The sequence below is a fragment of the Pseudomonas sp. PsB genome, assembly GCF_043658375.1.
GTDB classification, from domain to species: domain Bacteria; phylum Pseudomonadota; class Gammaproteobacteria; order Pseudomonadales; family Pseudomonadaceae; genus Aquipseudomonas; species Aquipseudomonas putida_Z.
The window spans coordinates 917,303-937,307 of sequence record NZ_JBIGLU010000001.1; the positions used below are offsets into that span (position 1 = coordinate 917,303).

Here is a 20,005-nt window from a genome sequence, read left to right on the forward strand (position 1 = left end):
GCTTACCACCAATCCTGTTTGGGCGGATCGTCCTACAAATGAGTTTTGTTGATCATAAGGTCAGTTTTTTGCTGGTTTAATTTCTGAAAGCATTGATTTAGAGCCTTTTCTTTGTGATTGGATATGGTCGATTGCCAGGTTGCGAAGCTATGCTAGAGTGCTCGGATAACTCTACAAACGGGTTCTGCCGGATCGTGTCGTCTCAAACGGATGGGAGGCAACCGCGACTCGACCGGACAGGCCATGCTGGGGCTGTATGCGCTATTTGCTGATTGTGCTTCTGGGCTTGCTGCCCGCGCTGGCCGGGGCAGTCGATTTCGACGCAGCTACACGGCATCTTCCGCTGGGCAAGGCCATGCAGGTTTATGAAGACCCCGATGGCAGTGCCAGCATCACCCAGGTCAGTGCCCCTGATTTCGCCAAGCATTTTCGCCCCCACCACAAAGACGTGTTGAACGCCGGTTATTCCACCTCGGTGTTCTGGCTCAAGGTCGAACTGCGCCCTGTAGCCGCGCCTGGCGCCGCCCCACGGCAATGGCTGCTGGAGTTGGCCTACCCACCGCTGGATCACCTCGAGCTCTACCTGCCCGACGGCAGCGGCAGTTACCGCCTGGCCCGGCGTACCGGCGACGCCTTGCCCTACCACAGCCGTCAAATACTGCAGAACAACTACCTGTTCGAACTGCAGCTGCAGCCTGGCCAGGTGACCACCGCCTACTTGCGTCTGCACAGCCAGGGCTCGGTGCAGGCGCCGCTGGCGCTGTGGTCCGCCCAGGCCTACATGGAGGAGCAGCCTACGCGCCTGTATGTGCTGGGGATAATCTATGGCGTGCTGCTGGTGATGCTGGTGTACAACCTGTTCATCTACCTCAGCGTGCGCGACGTCAGCTACCTCTATTACATCCTCTATATCGCCTCGTTCGGCTTTTACCAGGTGTCGGTTAATGGCGCCGGTGTGGCCTACTTCTGGCCGGACAGCCCGTGGTGGGCAAATGCCTCGACGCCGTTGTTCATCGGTTCCGCAGGCCTGTTCGGTTGCCAGTTCGCCCGGCATTTCCTGCAACTTGGCAGCATCAGCCGTGCTTTCGATCGGCTGCTGCAGTTGCTGATGCTGGGTGGCGCGCTGGTCATGGTGCTGGCGGTGACCATGCGCTACGGTGTCGCTTTGCGCATGGCCACGGTGCTGGCGTTGCTGTTTACCGTGAGCATCTTCGCTGCCGGGCTGTATGCCTGGTGGCGTGGCTTGCGCGTGGCACGCTGGTTCATCATCGCCTGGACTGCGTTCCTGCTCGGTGGGCTGGTCAACACCCTGATGGTGTTGGGCTACCTGCCGAACGTGTTCATCACCATGTATGCCAGCCAGCTGGGGTCGGCGCTTGAGGTGGCCTTGCTGTCGCTGGCGCTGGCTGACCGCATCAACAGCCTGCGCGAGCAGCAGGCGCAGACCTTGCGCGACACCGGGCGCACGCTGGAACAACTGAACCTGCAACTGGCCAGGAGCAACCGGCTGAAAGATGAATTCCTGGCCAGCGTGACCCATGAACTGCGCACACCGATGAATGGCGTGATCGGCTCGCTGGAGCTGATGCATACCCTGCCGATGGAGGCCGAGATGGCCCAGTACCACCGCACGGCGGTGGGCTCGGCCCAGGGCATGATGGATATGGTCGATGCCATCCTGACCCTGTCCGAACTGCAGGCCGGCCGCCTGCGCGCGCAGCCGGCGCCATTCAGCCTGCGTGACCTGCTGCAGGGCGTACGTGCCGGTTATGCCGGGCAGGCTTTGGGCAAAGGCTTGTACCTGAGCCTGGACATCCCGGCCGATGTGCCGGACGGGTTGCTGGGCGATGCTCAGAAGCTGGCCCGCTGCCTGGGGTGCCTGGTGGACAACGGTTTGAAGTTCACCCACCAGGGCGGGGTGATGATCCAGGTGCGCGGGCGCCGGGTGGGGCCTGACGACTTGGCGCTGACCTTCATGGTCAGCGACAGCGGTATCGGCTTCGATGATCTCGATCAGGCGACCCTGTACCAGCGCTTCTTCCAGGTGGATGGCTCGATGACCCGGCGTTACGGCGGGCTGGGGATTGGTTTGTCGATCTGCCGGCAGATGGGGGAATTGCTGGGGGCACGGTTGTCGCATGAGTCGACGCGGGGGTTGGGGAGCCGGTTCGAGTTGAGTTTGAACATGGCTATTGCGCAGGTGCAGATGGCATCGAATGTTCTGCAGACGCGACGGTTGCTTTAGAGGTTTTCGTTTCCGCAGGCTTTGTTGGGGCTGCTTTGCAGCCCTTCGCGGGCACGCCCGCTCCCACAGGTTTGGCGCTGAGTTCGGGCAATGCGCGATCCCTGTGGGAGCGGGCATGCCCGCGAAGGGCCGCAAGCGGCCCCCAAGACATGCCCTGACCGCACCTGCACTCCTACAACAACGCCAGACTCTTCCTACGCTTCAGCACTGGCAACTCCATCCCCTGCGAAATACCCTACAACCTCTGTCGACACGCGTCTGATTGTTCCTGCAAATCCCGCGCTCTAGGCTTTTCCAGTCGCTGACGGTTCAGCGATCGGGTGTGGAAACCTGGCAAGACCTATGGTGCGTGTCGTTACGACAGCTGTACGCGGGAGGCCTTTGGGCCTACCGGGTTCGCACCATGCCTGGTTTTCCACCCCGTGTGCAGCTGTCACCCCTATGTGTGGAAACGGATGGGTGGCATATATCTCCATGGTGCCGAACTCATGAACGACGAAACCAAAACCACCCCTGGCGTTACCTACTTCTACCAAGGCGAAGGCCAAACCCATCCACTATTCCGCATTGCCGAGGGCATCCCCTGTCGCAGCGCCCGTGAGCAGGCCTCGGAGCTGATGGGCTATGCGCGGGACTTGTCGCTGACCGGTTTGATGGATGGCGACCAGCAAATGATGTGGGCTTCGCACTACTTCGCAGCAATGGCCAAGGCGCTGCTGGATGATGCCGAGCTGGGTTTGATGCGCTGATTCTTGTTCTGGCTGTACCGGCCCTTTCGCGGGTGAACCCGCTCCCACAGGAGTTGTGCATAGACTGAAAGATGAGCTATCTCTGTGGAAGCGGGTTTCGCGCGGTGAGTCCTCAGGCAAGGCTGGGCAGCGCTAATGGTGCGTAAGCCGACAAAAATCCCAATAGTGCGGTAATGGGCATCCAGCAGATAATCAGCCATAGAACATTTGCCCAAGTTATTTTTGAATTTTCAAACCCGCACGCATCATCCTCGTAAACATTGACTGATTGTTGAATCTGCACCATTGCTACCGAGAAAAAGGTGGTGTACAGGAGCATGAGCATAATCGGGATTGTGGTGAAAACTGAGAGTGGCAGGCTATCGAATACCTTTTCGGATATATAGAATTCCCAGCCCGTTATCATTAAGATGGGGGCGCAAAACATCAGGGTGACACCGAGCGCACTGCCTTCTACGGGCCGGTTCGCTTGAGTGCAGCGAGCGACGATTTTTTTCATCAAGAAGTATATTGTTAATGCACCGAAAATTGTACAGAACAGTGGGATGAGTCTGAAGCCATGCTGGCCTCTAATAAGTAGCCAGTGTCGGTAGTACCAGTAGTAAAGGTACAGGCCCATTGATAAGGAGCCCATGATTATGAGTTTTGAAATGGAAATGACATAGAGTTGTGTTTTTTTAGGGGGCGAGGTGGTAAGCGATTCGGGGTGGTGCTTCTGGTCTGAGGTCATATGGGGTGGTCTCTCAGTTTGGCTATTCTATGAAGAAGTTTATGGCTATCCAGATGATGCCGATGATGTTCAGCAATGATGAAATAAGTATTTTTCTTTTTAGCTTTTTAGGGAATTGTAGATAGTCTTGCTCATCCATAAGCCCTCTGCGAATACTTGCGGCTGGTGATCCGATGGTGCCAGCGATTACAGAAATGACTAGTACTCTGGAGCCTATCTTTTTCTCTCCCCACATACCGGTCGCAAATGGAAGGCACGCACTCCGTTGGAGTGCCGATGTCATCTCTTTATATTGGCGAGAGCAGGCGATATGAACATCAGAAGCAAACCCAATAAAAATTAGGCATGCAGGTGTTGCTAGCAAGAATAGTCTTAGTTTTAAGTCAAGATGCTCAATCATCTGCAAAGACCTCGAAGACTAATTCGCCGAGTTTTTCGCCGTATTCCATGCCACCTATGCTTCCAGCCAAGGCTCCTGCACCAGTGATTACTATTCCGCATGCGAGAGTCCCAGATCCGAATCTCCAGCAAACCTTCGCAGAGACTCTGGCTGTTACTTTGCCAGCCGCCCAGCCGCCAGCTAAGCCGCCAGAGAAATTACTAGCCTCAGTAACTTTGACTTTTTCGCAGGCTTTGGAGTTTCCTTCTTTGCAGACTTCAGAGACTTTGATTGCCGAGCCTATGCCACCAATGGTTACGCCTATACGCCCTCCGGTTTTCAAATATTTGGCCATCTTGGCCAGTTTATCCAAGTGCGTCGAATAACCAGGGATGTGTGTCGGTCCTCCCGCTTTGGTCCGGTGATGGACCAAACTTCTGGATGAGATTCCCAAGTCCCGCCGCAAACTTTCATGATTTCCGAGATTGAGCCGCTTGTTCAGAACGGTCGCGTTCAGGTTTGCACTTAATTGCTTAAATAGTTTCTGACGCTCCGCAAAAAATTCAGGGTGCCTAAGATGCCCATGTTTGATGAATTGATCTTTATGCAGGTCTTCAATTTTTCGCAATATGTCGCTGAGCTCATCCAGCGACTTGCCAACCATCGCCTCACTCACCCCCATCGCCAGGCTCACATCACTGAGCAACCCGGCGATCTCGGCTTGATGGCGCATCATGAATTCGGCTTCCTCCGGCGTCAGTTTTGCCAACGCTTCCCGCGCCTGTTTCGCCGCACTCATCGCAATCAGTTCTTCACGCGTGCAGACCGGCCGCCGCAAGCCGTCGCCGATGACAAAGATTTCGCCTGCCTTGAACCCACGTTCATAGGTCGGGTTCAGTCGCTCCAGAATCGAACTCGGCAAATTGGCCTGCGGCGCGCCGAGCTCTGCCAAGACTTCCTGGTACGTCATGCAACGCGGAACGATGTAGAAGCCAGGTTCCATGCCTTGCGCAGCGGTCGAGGGCTGGAATGCCCCAGGTTGATAGCTGTTTCTTACCTGATTACTCGCTTGAGCCTGTGGCGGTGCCTCATGAACGGCCTCAGGTACAGGCGCCCTGCGCGGCGCTGGAGCTGAATGCCCTCCCGCAATCAGGCGATTGCTGCCCAATGGGCACCCGCATTGCACCAGCGCTCCATCCAAAGCTGTAGGTATGCCGTCCTGCTGCCAGCGGGACTCGCCTTCGATGAGGGTGCCCATTTGGCCACAGCGCGGGCAGGGGGTGGTCTTGTCGCCCTTTAGCAGCCAGTCTTTATCGTGTACACGGCCCCTGGCCTGGCCGGCAATGCAGATGGCGCCAGTGGTGGTTTCGTCCCCGTCCAGGCCCTGGCCTCGGCCGAAGATGTTCATGCGCATGCTCATGGCTCGCCTCTTTTTTAAAAGTGAAAGCCAGGAACCTAGCAGCCTGTAGGCGAGTATTTTCAGGCTGGGGAGGGTTTAGGAAGAGTCCTACAGTGGATAGGGATTTGGACTACAGCGATTTTTGTTGGCAGTGCCGGGAAGTGAAGCGGGGATCGGGTTAGGGCTGGCAGGTGCTCGCCGTGACAGGTGTAGCGTTTGGGAGATCGAGCGCCGCCCGCGCGGCGCTTCGCGGGACAAGCCCGCTCCCACATTTGTTGCAACGTGACCAAGCCTTTGAGGCCATGGGTGGCAGCCTTGTCGCTATGACTGGATTTCAAGGTGGGTATTAATGCCGCCTTGCCTGTCTCAAGACAGGCACCAAGACAGGCAACCATGGCCTGGCAAGTTCGGCACGTTGCAACAAGTGTGGGAGCGGGCTTGTCCCGCGAAGCGCCGCGCGGGCGGCGCTCGATCTCACAGGCGCTGCAACTGTCGTGGCGAACACCTGTCAGCCCCGCTGCATCCCCAAGACATGCCCCCCCACCCCATGTTTAGTCATTAATGTCACTTTGACTGACCCGCGGGGAGTGCTTCACTGGGGCTCTCAAGCTACCCGGATCCAGGAGCCCCCGATGAACCTGCACCAGTACGCTGAAACCCACGAAGTCACCAACCAGCCACCGCCCCTCGACGGTGCCAACCTGTACCGTCTCGACCTTCCTCTACAGGAATGGTCGCGGCGCTTCGGTGCGGGTTGGGCCGAATCGCGGATCGATGCCTACGGTGCCCTGGCCGGCGGCCCGCTGATGCAGGCGGGCTTCCTGGCCAATGCGCACAAGCCGGAGTTCAGCAGCCACGACCGCTACGGCCATCGCATCGACCTGGTCGAGTTCCACCCCGCCTACCACGAACTGATGCGCACCGCCGTCGAGCACGGCCTGCCTTCGCTGCCATGGGCCGAACCCCGCCCAGGTGCCCATGTGGCGCGAGCTTCGATGACCTACCTGCACAGCCAGGCTGAGGCCGGTACCGGCTGCCCGCTGACCATGACCTTCGCCGCCGTGCCAGCGCTGCGGCTGCAACCCGAACTGGCCGAATACTGGCTGCCGAAAATCCTCGCCTGCGAGTACGACCCGCGCAACGTCGGCGACCGGCACAAGGCCGGGGTCACCTTGGGCATGGCCATGACCGAGAAGCAGGGCGGCACCGATGTACGCGCCAATACCACGCGGGCCTATCCGGTCGGCGCACCTGGCCCAGGCCAGCCGTATGAGCTGGTCGGGCACAAGTGGTTCTGCTCGGCGCCGATGTGTGATGCCTTCCTTACCCTGGCGCAGACCGAAAAGGGCCTGAGCTGCTTCTTGCTGCCGCGCCATCGGCCGGACGACAACCGCAACCAGTTCTATATCCAGCGCCTGAAGAACAAGCTGGGCAACAGTTCCAACGCCTCCAGCGAGGTGGAGTTCCGCGGTGCCCTGGCGTGGATGGTCGGGGAAGAAGGGCGGGGCGTGCCGACCATCATCGAAATGGTGGCCATGACCCGCTTCGACTGCATGGTCGGCTCCAGCGCCCTGATGCGCCAGGCGCTGACCCAGGCGACCCACCATTGCGCGCACCGCAAGGTCGGCGGGCGGCTGCTGAGCGAGCAGCCGTTGATGCAGAACGTGCTGGCCGACCTGGCGTTGGAAAGCGAGGCCGCGCTGGCCCTGAGCCTGCGCATGGGGCAGGCGCTGGAGCAGCTGGAAGACCCGCAGCAGGCGCATTTCGCCCGGCTGGTCACGGCGGTGGGCAAGTACTGGATCTGCAAGCGCGCGCCGGCGATGATCAACGAGGCCGCCGAGTGCCTGGGCGGGGCGGGTTATGTGGAAGACAGCATCCTGCCACGGCTGTACCGCGAAGCGCCGGTCAACTCGACCTGGGAAGGCTCGGGCAATGTGCAATGCCTGGACGTGCTGCGGGCCTTGTCCAAGGAGCCGGGCGTGCTCGATGCGCTGTTCGCCGAGCTGGGCGATGGGCACGGGGACCCGCGCCTGGCGGCGCACATCGGTAACCTCAAGGGGGCGTTTGCCGACACTGGCGACATGCAGTACCGCGCGCGGCAGCTGACCGAGGATATTGCCCTGGCGCTGCAGGCCAAGCTGTTGCTTGAGGCGGGCAATGCGGTGGTGAGTGATGCGTTTATCGACAGCCGCTTGACGGGGGGCGGGCGCGTGTATGGGGCGTTGCCGCGGGGTGTGGATGTGGAGGCATTGGTGGCCAGAGCGACGCCAGCACAAGACCTGTAGGAGCGGCCTTGTGTCGCGATAGGGCTGCGAAGCAGCCCCAGGGGATCAGCGCAGATGCACAAATTGCCGGGGCTGCTTTGCAGCCCTATCGCGACACAAGGCCGCTCCTACAGGGACCAGCGCTGGCCTGCTGATTAACACCGATCAATGGGGATGTATTTAGCCAAGAAGGCAGGCAAGATGGTTCACATGCATGTCCAGACAGGAAGCACAGTGTGAGCCAAGCTTTTGTAGTCGTTGATACCCCCGAACAGGCCGTCGACCGTCTGGCGGCCCTGCATGACCAGGCCACCGGGGCCCTTAGCCAGGCCCTCAAGCGTTACCTGAAGGACCGTACCGAGCCGGGCGTCGAAGAGCGCGACCTGTTCCGCTACCCGGCGCTGCGCCTGACCTATTACAGCCACGGTGAAGTCGCCGCCACCACGCGGGCTTACGCCAAGGTTCAGGTGGCCGGTACCTACAGTGTCACCATCACCCAGCCGGCTGCTTTCCGTGGCTACCTGCTGGAGCAACTGCGCCCGCTGATGCACGACTACACCGTCACGGTAGAGGTCGGCGTCAGCGAACAGAACATCCCTTACCCCTACGTGGTCGACCAGGGCGACGAACTGGCCGGCAGCGGCATCACCGCCGCGCAGCTGGCGCGGGTGTTCCCCAGTACCGACCTGTCGGCTGCCACCGACAACATCGCCGACGGCCTGTATGACTGGGGCAGTGCCGAAACCCTGCCGCTGGCGCTGTTCGATGCCGCGCGTGTCGACTTCTCGCTGCGCCGCCTGGTGCACTACACCGGTAGCGACTGGCGCCATGTGCAGCCGTGGATCCTGCTGACCAACTATCACCGCTATGTCGACCAGTTCATCAGCCACGGCCTCGACCAGTTGCGTGACGACCCGCGCTTCGTGCGCATGGTGCTGCCGGGCAACGTGGTGATCGAAAAGGGCATGGACCACGGTGAAACCCAGGCCCTGGTGGCCAGCGTGGTCTGGCACCGCTACCAGATGCCGGCGTATCACCTGATCGCCGCTGATGGCGACGGCGTCACGCTGGTCAACATCGGCGTCGGCCCGTCCAATGCCAAGAACATCACCGACCACCTGGCCGTGCTGCGCCCGCACTGCTGGCTGATGATCGGCCACTGCGGCGGCCTGCGGCAGTCGCAGACCATCGGCGATTATGTGCTGGCACACGCCTACATGCGCCGTGACGGCATTCTCGACCGGGTGGTGCCGCCGAACATCCCGATTCCGGCCCTGGCCGAAGTGCAGCTGGCCTTGCAGGAAGCCGCCGCGCAGGTCACCGGCGAGCGTGGCGAACAGCTGAAGAAGCGCCTGCGCACCGGCACCGTGCTGACCTACGACGACCGCAACTGGGAGCTGCGCTGGGCCCAGGAGCGGCCGCTGATCAACCTGTCGCGTGCCGTGGCGGTGGACATGGAAAGCGGTACCATTGCCGCCCAGGGTTACCGCTTGCGCGTGCCGTACGGCACCTTGCTGTGTGTGTCCGACAAACCGCTGCACAGCGAGATCAAGCTGCCGGGTTCGGCCAACGCCTTCTATAACCGGGCGGTCAGCCAGCATCTGAAGATCGGCATTGCCGCCCTCGACCTGCTGCGCACCGAGCTCAACTCGCTGCACTCGCGTAAACTGCGCAGTTTCGATGAGCCGCCGTTCCGCTGAGGATCCATGTCACTGCCACCCCGTTCCAAGCCGCGCCGCCCCCAGGCGCGGCCTGCCACCGGCCCGCGTCGCCAGCCCAAGGCGCCACCGGCCGAGCCGCGCCTGATCCTGTTCAACAAACCGTTCGACGTGCTGACCCAGTTCAGCGACAGCGACGGGCGCGCGACGCTCAAGGACTACATCGACATCCCCGGCGTGTACCCGGCCGGGCGGCTGGATCGCGACAGTGAAGGCCTGTTGCTGCTGACCAACGATGGCGGCCTGCAGGCGCGCATTGCCGACCCGAAGCACAAGCTTGCCAAGACTTATTGGGTTCAGGTGGAGGGGGAGCCGAGCGAGGAGCAGTTGCAGCGCTTGCGCGATGGCGTGGAACTGAACGATGGGCCGACCTTGCCGGCCGAGGCGCGGCGCCTGGACGAGCCCGAGCTGTGGCCGCGCAACCCGCCGGTGCGTTTTCGCAAGAGCGTGCCGACCAGCTGGCTGGAGCTGGTTATTCGCGAAGGGCGTAACCGCCAGGTGCGGCGGATGACGGCGGCGGTGGGGTTGCCGACCTTGCGCCTGGTGCGGGTGCGGATTGGCGACTGGGCGCTGGATGGGTTGGAGCAGGGCTGCTGGCGCGAAGTGGCGGCAAAGTTGCAGCGCTAGCGGGGGCCGCTTTGCGGCCCATCGCGACACAAGGCCGCTCCTACAGGTGCAGCGCAAACTCAGGCATTGTGCGATCCCTGTAGGAGCGGCCTTGTGTCGCGAAAGGAGCGCAAAGCGCTCCCGGCTTTCTTGAGGCTTACACCCCTTCGAGAAACCCCACCACCACGCTCTTGATGATAAAGGCCAGCACCCCCAGGCCCAGCACGAAGAACAGGATCAGCGTCCCGAACCGCCCGGCCTTGGACTTTTTCGCCAGGTCCCAGACGATGAAACCCATGAAACCGATCAACACGGTGACCAGGATGATCATCATCCACTCTTCGAATACGGCGGGATCCATCGGTGTTCTCCAGGCGGGTTGAGCGTCCGATTATACGCTTGCTGGCGCAGGCAATTAACGCAGGTGGGTCAAGGGCAGCTCGGTGCTGGCCAGCACCTGGTTCAGCACGAAGCTCGAACGTACGCTGGTGACGCCTTCAATGCGGGTCAGGCTGCCTAGCAGCAGTTTCTGGTAGTGGTCCATGTCGGGCACCACCACCTTCAGCTGGTAGTCGGCATCCATGCCGGTGACCAGGCTGCATTCGAGCACCTGTGGCAGGTTGCGGATGGCTGCCTCGAAGGTTTCGAAACGCTCCGGGGTGTGGCGGTCCATACCGATCAGCACATAGGCAGTCAGGCTCAGGCCCAGCTTCTTGCGGTCGAGCAGGGCCACCTGGCGCGAGATGTAGCCATCGTCCTCCAGTTGCTTGACCCGACGCGAGCATGGCGAAGGCGACAGGCCGATGCGTTCGGCCAGTTCCTGGTTGGAAATGCGCGCATCGCGCTGCAATTCGGCGAGGATGCTCAGGTCGTAGCGGTCAAGTTTGCTCATGGTTTATGCCTTTTCTGTTCGGATTGCGGTGAATTATCAATCCAGGGTGAAAAATTGCGCAAGTGCTATTTATCCGAGCAATCTTCGCAATCATCTGCCGCAGCCTGTCCGGTATCTTTATCCACAGAATCACTGCCCGGACATCAGTCCACGGCGACGCGCCCTAGGCGGGCGGTCGCGGCCAGCCATCCAACAGGATCTGCAGGCCCCCGGGCTACACACCTTCCAGAAGACGGTGTGAGGTGAGCCGGCGCCACAAGTGCCGAGCACGGACGACAATTCCTGAAGGGAGGCCCAGCGGCCTCCCTTTTTTCATGTCCGGAAATTTAATTGGCCTGCGTGACAGGCGCGGTAGACTGGCTGAGGTTGCCGTATTTTCTACCGAGAGGAACAGCATGAAGTCGCGCATCTGGCAGTTGGCAGGTGTTGGTGTGTTGGGGGTGAGCATCAGTCTCGGGGCCATGGCCGAAGGGCCGGGCGAGGGGGCGCCGGGCCGCTCGCTCAATTCGCGTGACGAAGTGCAGCAGACCCAGCCGCCACGCCAGGGCTATTACCAGGACATTCCCCACCGCCATGGCGATAACCGCCACTGGGAAGCCGGTGGCCCGGGGCAACGGCCTGGCGGTGACTGGCAGGGGCGCCCGGATGGTCATGGCAATGGCTGGGGGCCGGGGCCGCAGTATCGCCCGGGGCACACCATCGATCATTTCCCGGACCGCTACTGGAAAGTGCCCTACCGTGGCGATGACTACTTCTACTCCGGTGGTTACTGGTATCGCCCCCATGGTGGCCGTTATGTCGTGGTGAGCCCGCCCTACGGCGTGCGGGTCGACTACCTGCCGCCTTATGCGCGGGAAGTCTGGTTGGGCGGGGCGCTGTTCTTCCTGGTGGCCGATACCTATTACCAGTACCTGGCCGACAGCCGCGAGTACGTGGTGGTCAATCCGCCGCTAGCCGCGCCCGCACCTGTAAGTGGTCGGTATGATGTGGTGGCCTACCCCATGTATGGGCAAGGGCAGGAACAGCAGGAACAGGACCGTTACCAGTGCCACCGTTGGGCGGTGAGCCAGTCAGGGTTCGACCCGGCGACGGCGACTTATGCGCCGCCGGCCAATGTGGCGGACAACTACCGGCGGGCGCTGGGCGCGTGCTTCAGTGGCCGAGGCTACAACATCAACTAAAGCAAGACATGCGGTGCATGGCACCGGCTGTGCCGGTGTTCGCGGGTAAACCCGCTCCTACAGTTACGCTCACTGATTCACACCGGATCCGCATGCACCATCACATCCGCCTGTGGATAACGCTGGCGGATCACCTTCGAGGCCTCCACGCACAAGGCATGCGCCTCATGCAGCGGCAACTGTCCCGGCATCTCCAGATGCAACTGCACGAACCACTGGTTGCCCGACACCCGTGTACGCAGGTCGTGCACGCCTTTGACCCCGGGAATGGCCAGCACCAGCGCAGCCATGGCCTCGCCGACATCGCCGGGCAGTTCCTGATCCATCAGGATGGCCGTGCTTTCCCGTGCGATCTGCAGCGCGCTCCAAAGGATATAGACAGCGATGCCCAGGCCGAACAGCGCATCCAGTTGCGGCCAGCCAAAGCGTGCCAGCAGCAGGGCCAGCAGGATGCTTCCGTTGAGCAGCAGGTCCGAGCGGTAGTGCAGGGAGTCGGCCCGCACCGCCGTGGAGCCGGTCAGGCGGATGACCTTGTGTTGCAGTGCCAGCAGGGCAAGGGTCAGCACCAGCGACAGCAGCATTACCCCGATACCGACGGCGGTATCGCCCAAAGGTTGCGGGGTGTGCAGGCGTTCAACCGCCTGCACACCGATCAGCACCGCACTGACCCCGATGAACAGCGCCTGCGCCATACCGGCCAGGGCCTCGGCCTTGCCATGGCCGAAACGGTGGTCGTTGTCGGCCGGGCGCAGGGCGTAGTGCACGGCGAGCAGGTTGAGAAACGAGGCAACGGCATCCAGTGCCGAGTCGGTCAGCCCGGCCAGCAGGCTGACCGAGCCGCTCAGCCACCAGGCCAACGCCTTGCTCAGGACCAGGATGCTGGCCACCGCCAGCGATGCGCGAGTGGCCAGGCGTAGCAGGCGCTGGTGTTCAGCCGGGGTGGTCATCATCCGTGGGTAGTGTCCTTGTACTTCAGGCTGCAGGTACCAGGCCCAGGCTGGCCAACTGCTCGATGCTGCCGCGATGCTGGATCAGCCGTGGGTCGTTCAGCGGCAGGCGCTGGCCCAGTTCGCTTTCCAGAATGGCCTGCAGCTTCAAGTTGTCGACCTTGCCATCGGGGCTCACGGCCTCACGCAGCTTGACCGGGTCAACCTGGGCGGATCGCCCGCCTGGGTAATAGATGGCGCCCGTGGCGAAGTCGATACCGAAGGCGATCAGCCCCGGGATCACATAGAACAGGATGCCGATGGCATCCATTGCGGCAACCACTGGGTCGATCTTGCCGCCGATCTGGCCACGACGTTCCGGGTACAGAATGGTGCCGCAGGCCGTCAGTTGGGTCAGCAAGGTGACGATGAGGGCGCCACCGATGACGCGGGATGGGATGCGCATGTAAAAACTCCGAAAAGGTATTCAGCAGGGCAAGCGAAACGCCTGCACCTGAAGCTAAGACCATGATAGGGCAGCTTGGGTTCGCCGTTATACTCGCCAGACTGTTCGAGGACCACCATGATTTCATTACCGATCGATGCTGTCTTGCCCGCCCTGCGCCAGGCCCTGGAAAACCGTGACGAAGCGGTGCTCGAAGCGCCACCTGGCGCGGGCAAGACCACCCGCGTGCCGCTGGCGCTGCTCAACGAGCCGTGGCTGGCTGGGCAGAGCATTCTCATGCTCGAGCCCCGCCGCCTGGCAGCGCGGGCTGCGGCTGAGCGCCTGGCCAGCGAGCTGGGCGAAAAGGTCGGCGAAACCGTGGGCTATCGCATCCGCCTGGACAGCAAAGTCGGGCCGAATACCCGCATCGAGGTGGTGACCGAAGGCATCCTCACCCGCCGCCTGCAGGCCGACCCGGCGCTGGAGGGGGTGGGGCTGGTGATCTTCGACGAGTTTCACGAGCGCAGCCTTGATGCCGACCTGGCCCTGGCATTGAGCCTGAATGGCCGGGAGTTGCTGCGGGACGACCCGCCACTGAAGGTTTTGCTGATGTCCGCGACCCTGGAGGGCGAGCGCCTTTCGCGGCTGCTGGATGATGCCCCGGTGGTCAGCAGCGAAGGCCGCATGCACCCCGTCGACATCCGTTGGGGGCGGCCTTTCCAGCCGGGTGAGTTCATCGAGCCACGGGTAGTGGACAGCGTGTTGCAGGCACTGGCCGACCAGACCGGCAGTGTGCTGGTATTCCTGCCAGGTCAAGCCGAGATCCGCCGGGTACACCAGAGCCTGCAGGAAGCGCTGGGCGAGCGCCCCGAGGTCCTGCTTTGCCCGTTGCATGGCGAGCTCGATCTCGACGCCCAGCGTGCGGCCATCGACCCGGCGCCCAAGGGCCTGCGCAAGGTGGTGCTGGCCACCAACATCGCCGAGACCAGCCTGACCATCGACGGTGTGCGCGTGGTGATCGACGCAGGCCTGGCCCGGGTACCGCGTTTCGACCCCGGCAGCGGCATGACTCGTCTGGACACCCAACGCATCTCTCGCGCCAGTGCCACTCAGCGCGCTGGCCGTGCCGGCCGCCTGGAGCCCGGCGTGTGCTATCGCCTGTGGTCCGAGGCCCAGCATGACCAGCTGGCCGCCCACGGCAGCGCCGAGATCATGCAGGCCGACCTGGCTGGCCTGGCCCTGCAACTGGCGCGCTGGGGTGTTACACCCGAGCAGTTGCGCTGGCTCGACCAGCCCCCCACGGCCGCCTTCGCCCAGGCCCAGGACCTGCTGGCGCGGCTCAACGCCTTCAAGCCCGGCAGCCGTGACAACCTCAGCGAACACGGCCAGGCCATGGCCGAGTTGCCGGCGCATCCGCGTATCGCGCATCTGCTGTTGCGCGGCCAGGATCTGGGCCTGGCACAGATGGCCTGCGATGTGGCTGCGCTGCTGGGCGAGCGGGATATCCAGCGCGGCGGTGGTGCCGATTTGCACAGCCGGCTGGCGCTGGTCAGTGGCGAAAGCAAAGCTTCCCGTGGCAGCCACGGCGGTGTGCAGCGTGCGCGCCAACTGGCTCGCCAGTACCGTGGCCTGCTGCGTGGCAAACCAGGCGCGCCGGTTGCGGACCCCGATCATCCGCGCTGGCTGGGCGCGCTGCTGGCGCTGGCCTACCCCGACCGCGTCGCCCAGCAGCGCCGCGAGGGCGGTGCGGAATACCGGCTGGCCAACGGCCGTGCGGCGCTGTTTGCCGAAGTCGATGCACTGATGAAGTGCCCGTGGCTGGTGATCGCCGACCTGGGCAGCCGCCAGGGGCAGCGCGAAGAGCGCATCTATCTGGCTGCCGAGTTCGATCCGGCGCTGCTCGAGGGCGTGCTGGCCGAACAGGTCGAGCGGGTCGATATCCTCGACTGGGACGAACGCGAGCAGGTGTTGCGCGCCGAGCGCCAGGTCAAGGTCGGCGAGCTGGTGCTCAGCCGCGAACCGCTGCCCGGCCTGGATGACGAAGCGCGGGCTCGCGCACTGATTGGGCTGGTCCGGCGCAAAGGCTTGAACCTGCTGACCTGGACTCCCGAGCTGCGACAATGGCAGGCGCGCGTGGCCTTGCTGCGTCAACTGGACCTGGCCAAGGACGGCCATAGCGAATGGCCCGATCTGGCTGACGAGGCCTTGCTCGCCAGCCTGGAAGACTGGTTGCAGCCCTACCTGGGCAAGGTGTCGCGCCTCAGCCATTTCGCCGCACTGGACTTGTCGTCGATGCTGCGCAACCTGTTGCCCTGGCCGCTGCCGCAGCGCCTGGAGGAGCAGGCCCCCGCGCACCTGGCGGTACCGTCCGGCTCGAACATCCGCCTGGACTACAGCGAAAACCCGCCGATCCTCGCGGTGCGCCTGCAAGAGCTGTTCGGCCTGGCCGACACTCCACGCATCGCCAACGGCCGCCAGCAGGTCAAGTTGCACCTGCTGTCACCGGCACGCCGCCCGGTGCAGGTGACCCAGGACCTGGCCAACTTCTGGCGTACGACCTATGCCGAGGTGAAGAAAGATCTGAAAGGGCGATATCCGAAACATTACTGGCCGGATGACCCGCTAGTGGCCGAGGCGACGGCACGGGCCAAACCCAGAGGCCTTGTTCGAGGCACCTGAAGTTACCGTATGCAATGAAGTTATTCAGGCCTGGCATTTTCGACTTCATAGTTTCGAAGTTCGGCGCCGAGCACGACGTATTTTCGACTTGAGCCGGAAATGCTATTGGGGAAAAAATTCGGTTGTCGCTAAAAACTGCAGCCATTGTTCAATGGAAAGCGTGGCGATAAATTAATTTGAGGCGATGTTGCGCCATTGCATTGAAGGTGTCCATGTAGATTGGCATGTCAGCGACATTCGCTTCCCATGTATTCGTTACATGGGCTAGCCCCCTATGCGTTTGCAGAGATCAACTTCCGGATTTGCCCCCTTCAGCAGTTTCGGTCTGGGCGGTTTTTTTCGAATCTTCATGGGCTTTAGCTAGCACCTCACGATCATGCCGCTGTTTTTGCAGAAGGAAGGTCTGCCTGTTGTGCTCCTGGAATTTTCTTGCGTTTTCCATCCCGTCTTCAGCATGGGCAAGATACGGAATGGAAATTGCCACGGCCACGGCGATGTATTTCGACAGCTGTTTCATAAGAACTCCTCATAGGTAAAGTTTGGGGCTACAGGCAGCCAGGGGCGCCCATGCCGAGATTATGGAAATGCTTGAAGTCGAAGTTTGGTTGGGCTTGGTGCGTGGGCAAGATTGAGGGGCAATAGTTAAATAAGGATTAAGAAATTTCCCTTTCTTGATGTGCTGTTGAACGGTCGACTGGGTACCTTGGCGCAGCAGTTGGCGAACACATGCGACGGTGCAGGTAGCGCTAGGGGGGCAGCTCGTCAAGCAGATTGACGGCTGTCCCTCGTGGCCTCAGGCGCCGGCTTCGCCTTCCAGCAACATGAACAGGCGGTACAGCACTACGGTGCTGAACAACTGCAGGAAGCCGCTGAGGCTGTCCATGGCCAGCTCCATGCCGGGCGATGGCTCGGGGAAGGCCATCAGCAGCAGGCCGTCGATCAGCCAGATCGGCGCCAGCACACCTACGACACAGATCATGATGCGCATGAAGTGCCCAGTGGTCATGCTTGCGCTGTCGCGCATCGACTGCACCACCGGCCGGCCGCGCAGTACTAGCAGGTACTCGGCGAACACCAGGTTGATCATGATCCACACGCCCGGGAAGATGAACAGCGCCAGGCCGGCCATGATCAGCAGCGAGCTGATCAGGATCAGCAGGGCCAACTGTGGCCACAATTGCAGGGCGCGGGCGAACAGGTCGCGCTTGGCGATTTCCTGGCCGTTGCTGCGGGTGTCGAGGTACAGGATCAGCGCGGCGCTGTACAGCGGGTAGAACAGCAGGCTGATCAGCATGCCGTAGGCCGGCGATGCCTGATCGCCCATCTGCCGGTACAGCAGCTGGGTGAGCAAGGCTTCCAGCACCACCAGCGGCAGGCACAGCTGGAGGATGTTCGGCAGGTGGCGGCGGAAGAAGTACAGGGAGTCGCGCAGGACGCTCAGCGGGTTCATCGGTCTACATCGCATGGCAGTAAAAACAGGGGCATAACTTTAGCCCAAAGCAGGCCTGGGGCTGTCACTTGCTGAAAAAAGTTTCACGCCGCCGGTGATTGAATCCCACGCCTGTACGCCCCATCTTTGACGCTGTCCGTTGTCCGCTACCCCACGAGGTCGCCCCATGAATACTGAAGAACAAACCCTGATCGACGGCCTGTTCGGCCGCCTCAAGCAAGCCGAGGACCCGAGCCAGCCACGTGATGCGCAGGCCCAGGCATGCATCGAGGAACATGTGCGTCAGCAGCCGGCGGCGCCTTATTACATGGCCCAGGCGATCCTGGTGCAGGAGGCAGCGATCAAGCGCCTCGACGAGCAGAACAAGCAACTGGAAGCCGAACTGAAGCAGGCCCGTGCCCAGGCCGAGGCCGCCCGTGCCAGCAGCGCGCCGAGCAATGGCGGTGGTGGTTTCCTGTCCAGCATCTTTGGTTCGTCTGGGCGCAATGCGGCCCCGACCGTGCAACCGCAGCGTCCCGCTGCAGCCCCCGTGGCATCCGGCGGTGGCTGGCGTGAGCCGTCGGCGCCGGGCTTTTCCCAGCCACAAGCGCAGCAGCCTGCCTTTGGCGCTGCGCCGGCACGCAGTGGTGCCAGCAGCTTCCTCGGCGGTGCGATGCAGACTGCGGCCGGTGTGGCGGGTGGTGTGTTGCTGGCGCAGGGCATCAGCAGCCTGTTCAACCACAACTCGCAGCCGGAGGAGGTGGTCGAGGTGATCAAGGAAGAGCCGGCCCCGGCCAGCGACAGCGGAGGCTGGAACGACTCGGGGGCGCAGCAGCAGGTGGCTGACGACAGTGGTTGGGGCAGCGACCAGGGTGGTTATGCCGACAGCGATTATGGCAGCGATGATGGCGGGTTCTTCTCGGACGACGATTCGTACGTCTGACAGGTCTGGCATACTGCTGGCAATTTTGGGGGCGCTTTGCGCCCCTTTCGCGACGCAAGGCCGCTCCTGCAAGGGTACGCGAACCCCTGTAGGAGCGGCCTTGTGTCGCGAAAGGGCTGCAAGGCAGCCCCCAGCATTCCAGGCCGACCAAGGGGTTCCAAGGTGAAAAAGATCGCGCTGTTCGCCGATGTGCAGAACCTCTACTACACCGTGCGCCAGGCCCACGGCTGCCATTTCAACTACACCGCCCTGTGGGCCGATGTCAGCCGCGAAGGCCAGATCGTCGAGGCCGTGGCCTATGCCATCGACCGTGGCGACAGCAAACAGCAGCAGTTCCAGCAGATCCTGCGCAATCTCGGTTTCGATGTGCGCCTCAAGCCCTTCATCCAGCGCAGCGATGGCTCGGCCAAAGGTGACTGGGATGTGGGTATCACCCTGGATGTGATCGACGCCGCCAGCCGCGTCGACCAAGTGGTACTGGCCTCTGGCGATGGCGATTTCGACCTGCTGCTGGAGCGGGTGATACAGCGCCATGGCACCGAGGCAGTGGTGTATGGTGTGCCCGGGCTTACCGCACTGTCGCTGATCCGTGCTGCCACCCGCTATGTGCCCATCGAGGGTGCGCTGTTGCTAAAACACTGAGATTTTTCATGGAACGTATCGCTGTCATCGACTTTGAAACCACCGGCATCAGCCCCGGCGCCGGCTGCCGCGCCACTGAGGTGGCGGTGGTGATGCTGGAGGGCGGGCGCATCGTCGAGCGCTACCAGAGCCTGATGAACGCGGGTGTGCCGGTACCGGCCTTCGTCGCCGGGCTCACTGGCATCACCACCGCCATGCTGCGCAGTGCGCCGCCGGTGGACAAGGTGATGAATGAGGTGGCCGAGTTCGTTGGTGGCACCCCGCTGCTGGCACACAATGCCGCCTTCGACCAGAAGTTCTGGGACTACGAACTGAGCCGCATCGGCCGTAGCCGCAGCCAGGCCTTCGCCTGTTCCCTGCTGCTGTCACGGCGCCTGTTGCCAGCGGCACCGAACCACAAGCTGGGCACCTTGACCCGCTGGGCCGGGCTGCCGGATACCGGTACCGCGCACCGTGCCATGGCCGATGCCGAAATGGCCGCCAACCTGCTGCAACATCTGGCTGGCGTGCTGCGCCAGAGCCACGGTGTACAGCAGCTTTCGCACGACCTGCTCTGCCGCCTGCAGAAAACCCCGGCCGCCAAGGTTCGTGAGGTCTTGGCGAAGTATTGTTAAGGGCTAGCAGGTGATCGCCTTGGGTATTGTGTCGCCTGGGAGATCGAGCGCCGCCCGCGCGGCGCTTCGCAGCACAAGGCTGCTCCTACATCTGTTTCCGGCCAGTCACGCCTGTACGAGCGCACGCGATCGCCTTGTTTGTCCGGCACGATATCGAGGTGGAC

Annotated in this window: 19 protein-coding genes; 10 read left to right on the forward strand and 9 right to left on the reverse strand. The window is 62.1% G+C overall.

Annotation, left to right across the window (positions count from 1 at the left end):
• Positions 1 to 256 precede the first annotated feature (256 nt).
• Positions 257 to 2,245 carry a hybrid sensor histidine kinase/response regulator gene (locus ACGLHT_RS04240; protein ID WP_013974336.1) on the forward strand — a complete coding sequence of 663 codons (1,989 nt, stop codon included), beginning with the start codon at positions 257 to 259 and terminating at the stop codon, positions 2,243 to 2,245.
• A gap of 488 nt (positions 2,246 to 2,733) precedes the next feature.
• Entirely contained in the window at positions 2,734 to 2,994 is a 261-nt protein-coding gene (locus ACGLHT_RS04245; protein WP_003257593.1) for a DUF3077 domain-containing protein, read from the forward strand.
• 112 nt (positions 2,995 to 3,106) lie between these two features.
• Here ACGLHT_RS04245 and ACGLHT_RS04250 read toward each other — a convergent pair whose 3' ends face one another.
• Genes ACGLHT_RS04250 through ACGLHT_RS04260 form a run of 3 tightly spaced genes read right to left on the reverse strand, consistent with a single transcriptional unit; the run spans position 3,107 to position 5,523 of the window.
• Positions 3,107 to 3,724, reverse strand: coding sequence for a hypothetical protein (locus tag ACGLHT_RS04250; protein WP_274120290.1), 618 nt, complete (start codon positions 3,722 to 3,724; stop codon positions 3,107 to 3,109).
• A 22-nt stretch (positions 3,725 to 3,746) separates the two neighbouring features.
• Positions 3,747 to 4,124 (reverse strand): hypothetical protein, encoded by a 378-nt coding sequence (locus ACGLHT_RS04255; protein ID WP_274078606.1) that lies wholly within the window; start codon positions 4,122 to 4,124, stop codon positions 3,747 to 3,749.
• Positions 4,117 to 5,523 carry a PAAR domain-containing protein gene (locus tag ACGLHT_RS04260; protein WP_274120291.1) on the reverse strand — a complete coding sequence of 469 codons (1,407 nt, stop codon included), beginning with the start codon at positions 5,521 to 5,523 and terminating at the stop codon, positions 4,117 to 4,119. Before ACGLHT_RS04260 ends, ACGLHT_RS04255 begins: the two co-directional genes overlap by 8 nt.
• 611 nt (positions 5,524 to 6,134) lie before the next feature.
• Between ACGLHT_RS04260 and ACGLHT_RS04265 the strand changes: the two genes are divergently transcribed.
• The 3 genes from ACGLHT_RS04265 (at position 6,135) to ACGLHT_RS04275 (ending at position 10,111) form a co-directional block, all read left to right on the forward strand.
• Complete coding sequence (locus ACGLHT_RS04265) at positions 6,135 to 7,787, forward strand: acyl-CoA dehydrogenase family protein (protein WP_274078608.1); 1,653 nt, start codon at positions 6,135 to 6,137, stop codon at positions 7,785 to 7,787.
• Positions 7,788 to 8,002: 215 nt separating this feature from the next.
• Positions 8,003 to 9,466 (forward strand): AMP nucleosidase, encoded by a 1,464-nt coding sequence (amn, locus tag ACGLHT_RS04270; RefSeq protein ID WP_025340748.1) that lies wholly within the window; start codon positions 8,003 to 8,005, stop codon positions 9,464 to 9,466.
• 6 nt (positions 9,467 to 9,472) lie between these two features.
• On the forward strand, positions 9,473 to 10,111 hold the full coding sequence (locus ACGLHT_RS04275; protein WP_274120292.1) for a pseudouridine synthase: 639 nt from the start codon (positions 9,473 to 9,475) through the stop codon (positions 10,109 to 10,111).
• Between the two features lie 136 nt (positions 10,112 to 10,247).
• Here ACGLHT_RS04275 and ACGLHT_RS04280 read toward each other — a convergent pair whose 3' ends face one another.
• Both ACGLHT_RS04280 and ACGLHT_RS04285 read right to left on the reverse strand, forming a co-directional pair.
• Positions 10,248 to 10,451, reverse strand: coding sequence for a DUF2788 domain-containing protein (locus tag ACGLHT_RS04280; RefSeq protein ID WP_013974331.1), 204 nt, complete (start codon positions 10,449 to 10,451; stop codon positions 10,248 to 10,250).
• 54 nt (positions 10,452 to 10,505) lie between these two features.
• Entirely contained in the window at positions 10,506 to 10,982 is a 477-nt protein-coding gene (locus ACGLHT_RS04285) for an Lrp/AsnC family transcriptional regulator (protein ID WP_003249795.1), read from the reverse strand.
• 395 nt (positions 10,983 to 11,377) lie between these two features.
• On the opposite strand from ACGLHT_RS04285, the gene ACGLHT_RS04290 reads away from it, so the two are divergent.
• A complete protein-coding gene (locus tag ACGLHT_RS04290; RefSeq protein WP_013974330.1) occupies positions 11,378 to 12,163 on the forward strand; it encodes a DUF6515 family protein in 786 nt (261 codons plus the stop codon).
• Positions 12,164 to 12,240: 77 nt separating this feature from the next.
• On the opposite strand, the gene ACGLHT_RS04295 is transcribed toward ACGLHT_RS04290, so the two are convergent.
• Both ACGLHT_RS04295 and ACGLHT_RS04300 read right to left on the reverse strand, forming a co-directional pair.
• Positions 12,241 to 13,113, reverse strand: a complete 873-nt coding sequence (locus ACGLHT_RS04295) for a cation diffusion facilitator family transporter (RefSeq protein WP_274120293.1) — start codon at positions 13,111 to 13,113, stop codon at positions 12,241 to 12,243.
• A gap of 22 nt (positions 13,114 to 13,135) precedes the next feature.
• Entirely contained in the window at positions 13,136 to 13,555 is a 420-nt protein-coding gene (locus ACGLHT_RS04300; RefSeq protein WP_046613202.1) for a hypothetical protein, read from the reverse strand.
• Between the two features lie 117 nt (positions 13,556 to 13,672).
• On the opposite strand from ACGLHT_RS04300, the gene hrpB reads away from it, so the two are divergent.
• On the forward strand, positions 13,673 to 16,213 hold the full coding sequence (hrpB, locus tag ACGLHT_RS04305; RefSeq protein ID WP_274120294.1) for an ATP-dependent helicase HrpB: 2,541 nt from the start codon (positions 13,673 to 13,675) through the stop codon (positions 16,211 to 16,213).
• 289 nt (positions 16,214 to 16,502) lie between these two features.
• Here hrpB and ACGLHT_RS04310 read toward each other — a convergent pair whose 3' ends face one another.
• Together ACGLHT_RS04310 and ACGLHT_RS04315 are read right to left on the reverse strand one after the other, a co-directional pair.
• Positions 16,503 to 16,730: a hypothetical protein gene (locus tag ACGLHT_RS04310; protein ID WP_137162471.1), complete on the reverse strand. Its 228-nt coding sequence runs from the start codon at positions 16,728 to 16,730 to the stop codon at positions 16,503 to 16,505.
• A 276-nt stretch (positions 16,731 to 17,006) separates the two neighbouring features.
• Positions 17,007 to 17,663, reverse strand: a complete 657-nt coding sequence (locus ACGLHT_RS04315) for a YciC family protein (protein WP_137162470.1) — start codon at positions 17,661 to 17,663, stop codon at positions 17,007 to 17,009.
• A gap of 166 nt (positions 17,664 to 17,829) precedes the next feature.
• Between ACGLHT_RS04315 and ACGLHT_RS04320 the strand changes: the two genes are divergently transcribed.
• The 3 genes from ACGLHT_RS04320 to ACGLHT_RS04330 all read left to right on the forward strand — a co-directional run bounded on the left by ACGLHT_RS04320 (position 17,830) and on the right by ACGLHT_RS04330 (position 19,841).
• Positions 17,830 to 18,585, forward strand: a complete 756-nt coding sequence (locus ACGLHT_RS04320; RefSeq protein ID WP_137162469.1) for a DUF2076 domain-containing protein — start codon at positions 17,830 to 17,832, stop codon at positions 18,583 to 18,585.
• 162 nt (positions 18,586 to 18,747) lie between these two features.
• Positions 18,748 to 19,227: an NYN domain-containing protein gene (locus ACGLHT_RS04325; RefSeq protein ID WP_004576858.1), complete on the forward strand. Its 480-nt coding sequence runs from the start codon at positions 18,748 to 18,750 to the stop codon at positions 19,225 to 19,227.
• A gap of 8 nt (positions 19,228 to 19,235) precedes the next feature.
• Positions 19,236 to 19,841, forward strand: a complete 606-nt coding sequence (locus ACGLHT_RS04330; RefSeq protein ID WP_137162467.1) for a PolC-type DNA polymerase III — start codon at positions 19,236 to 19,238, stop codon at positions 19,839 to 19,841.
• The last annotated feature ends 164 nt before the right edge of the window (positions 19,842 to 20,005 follow it).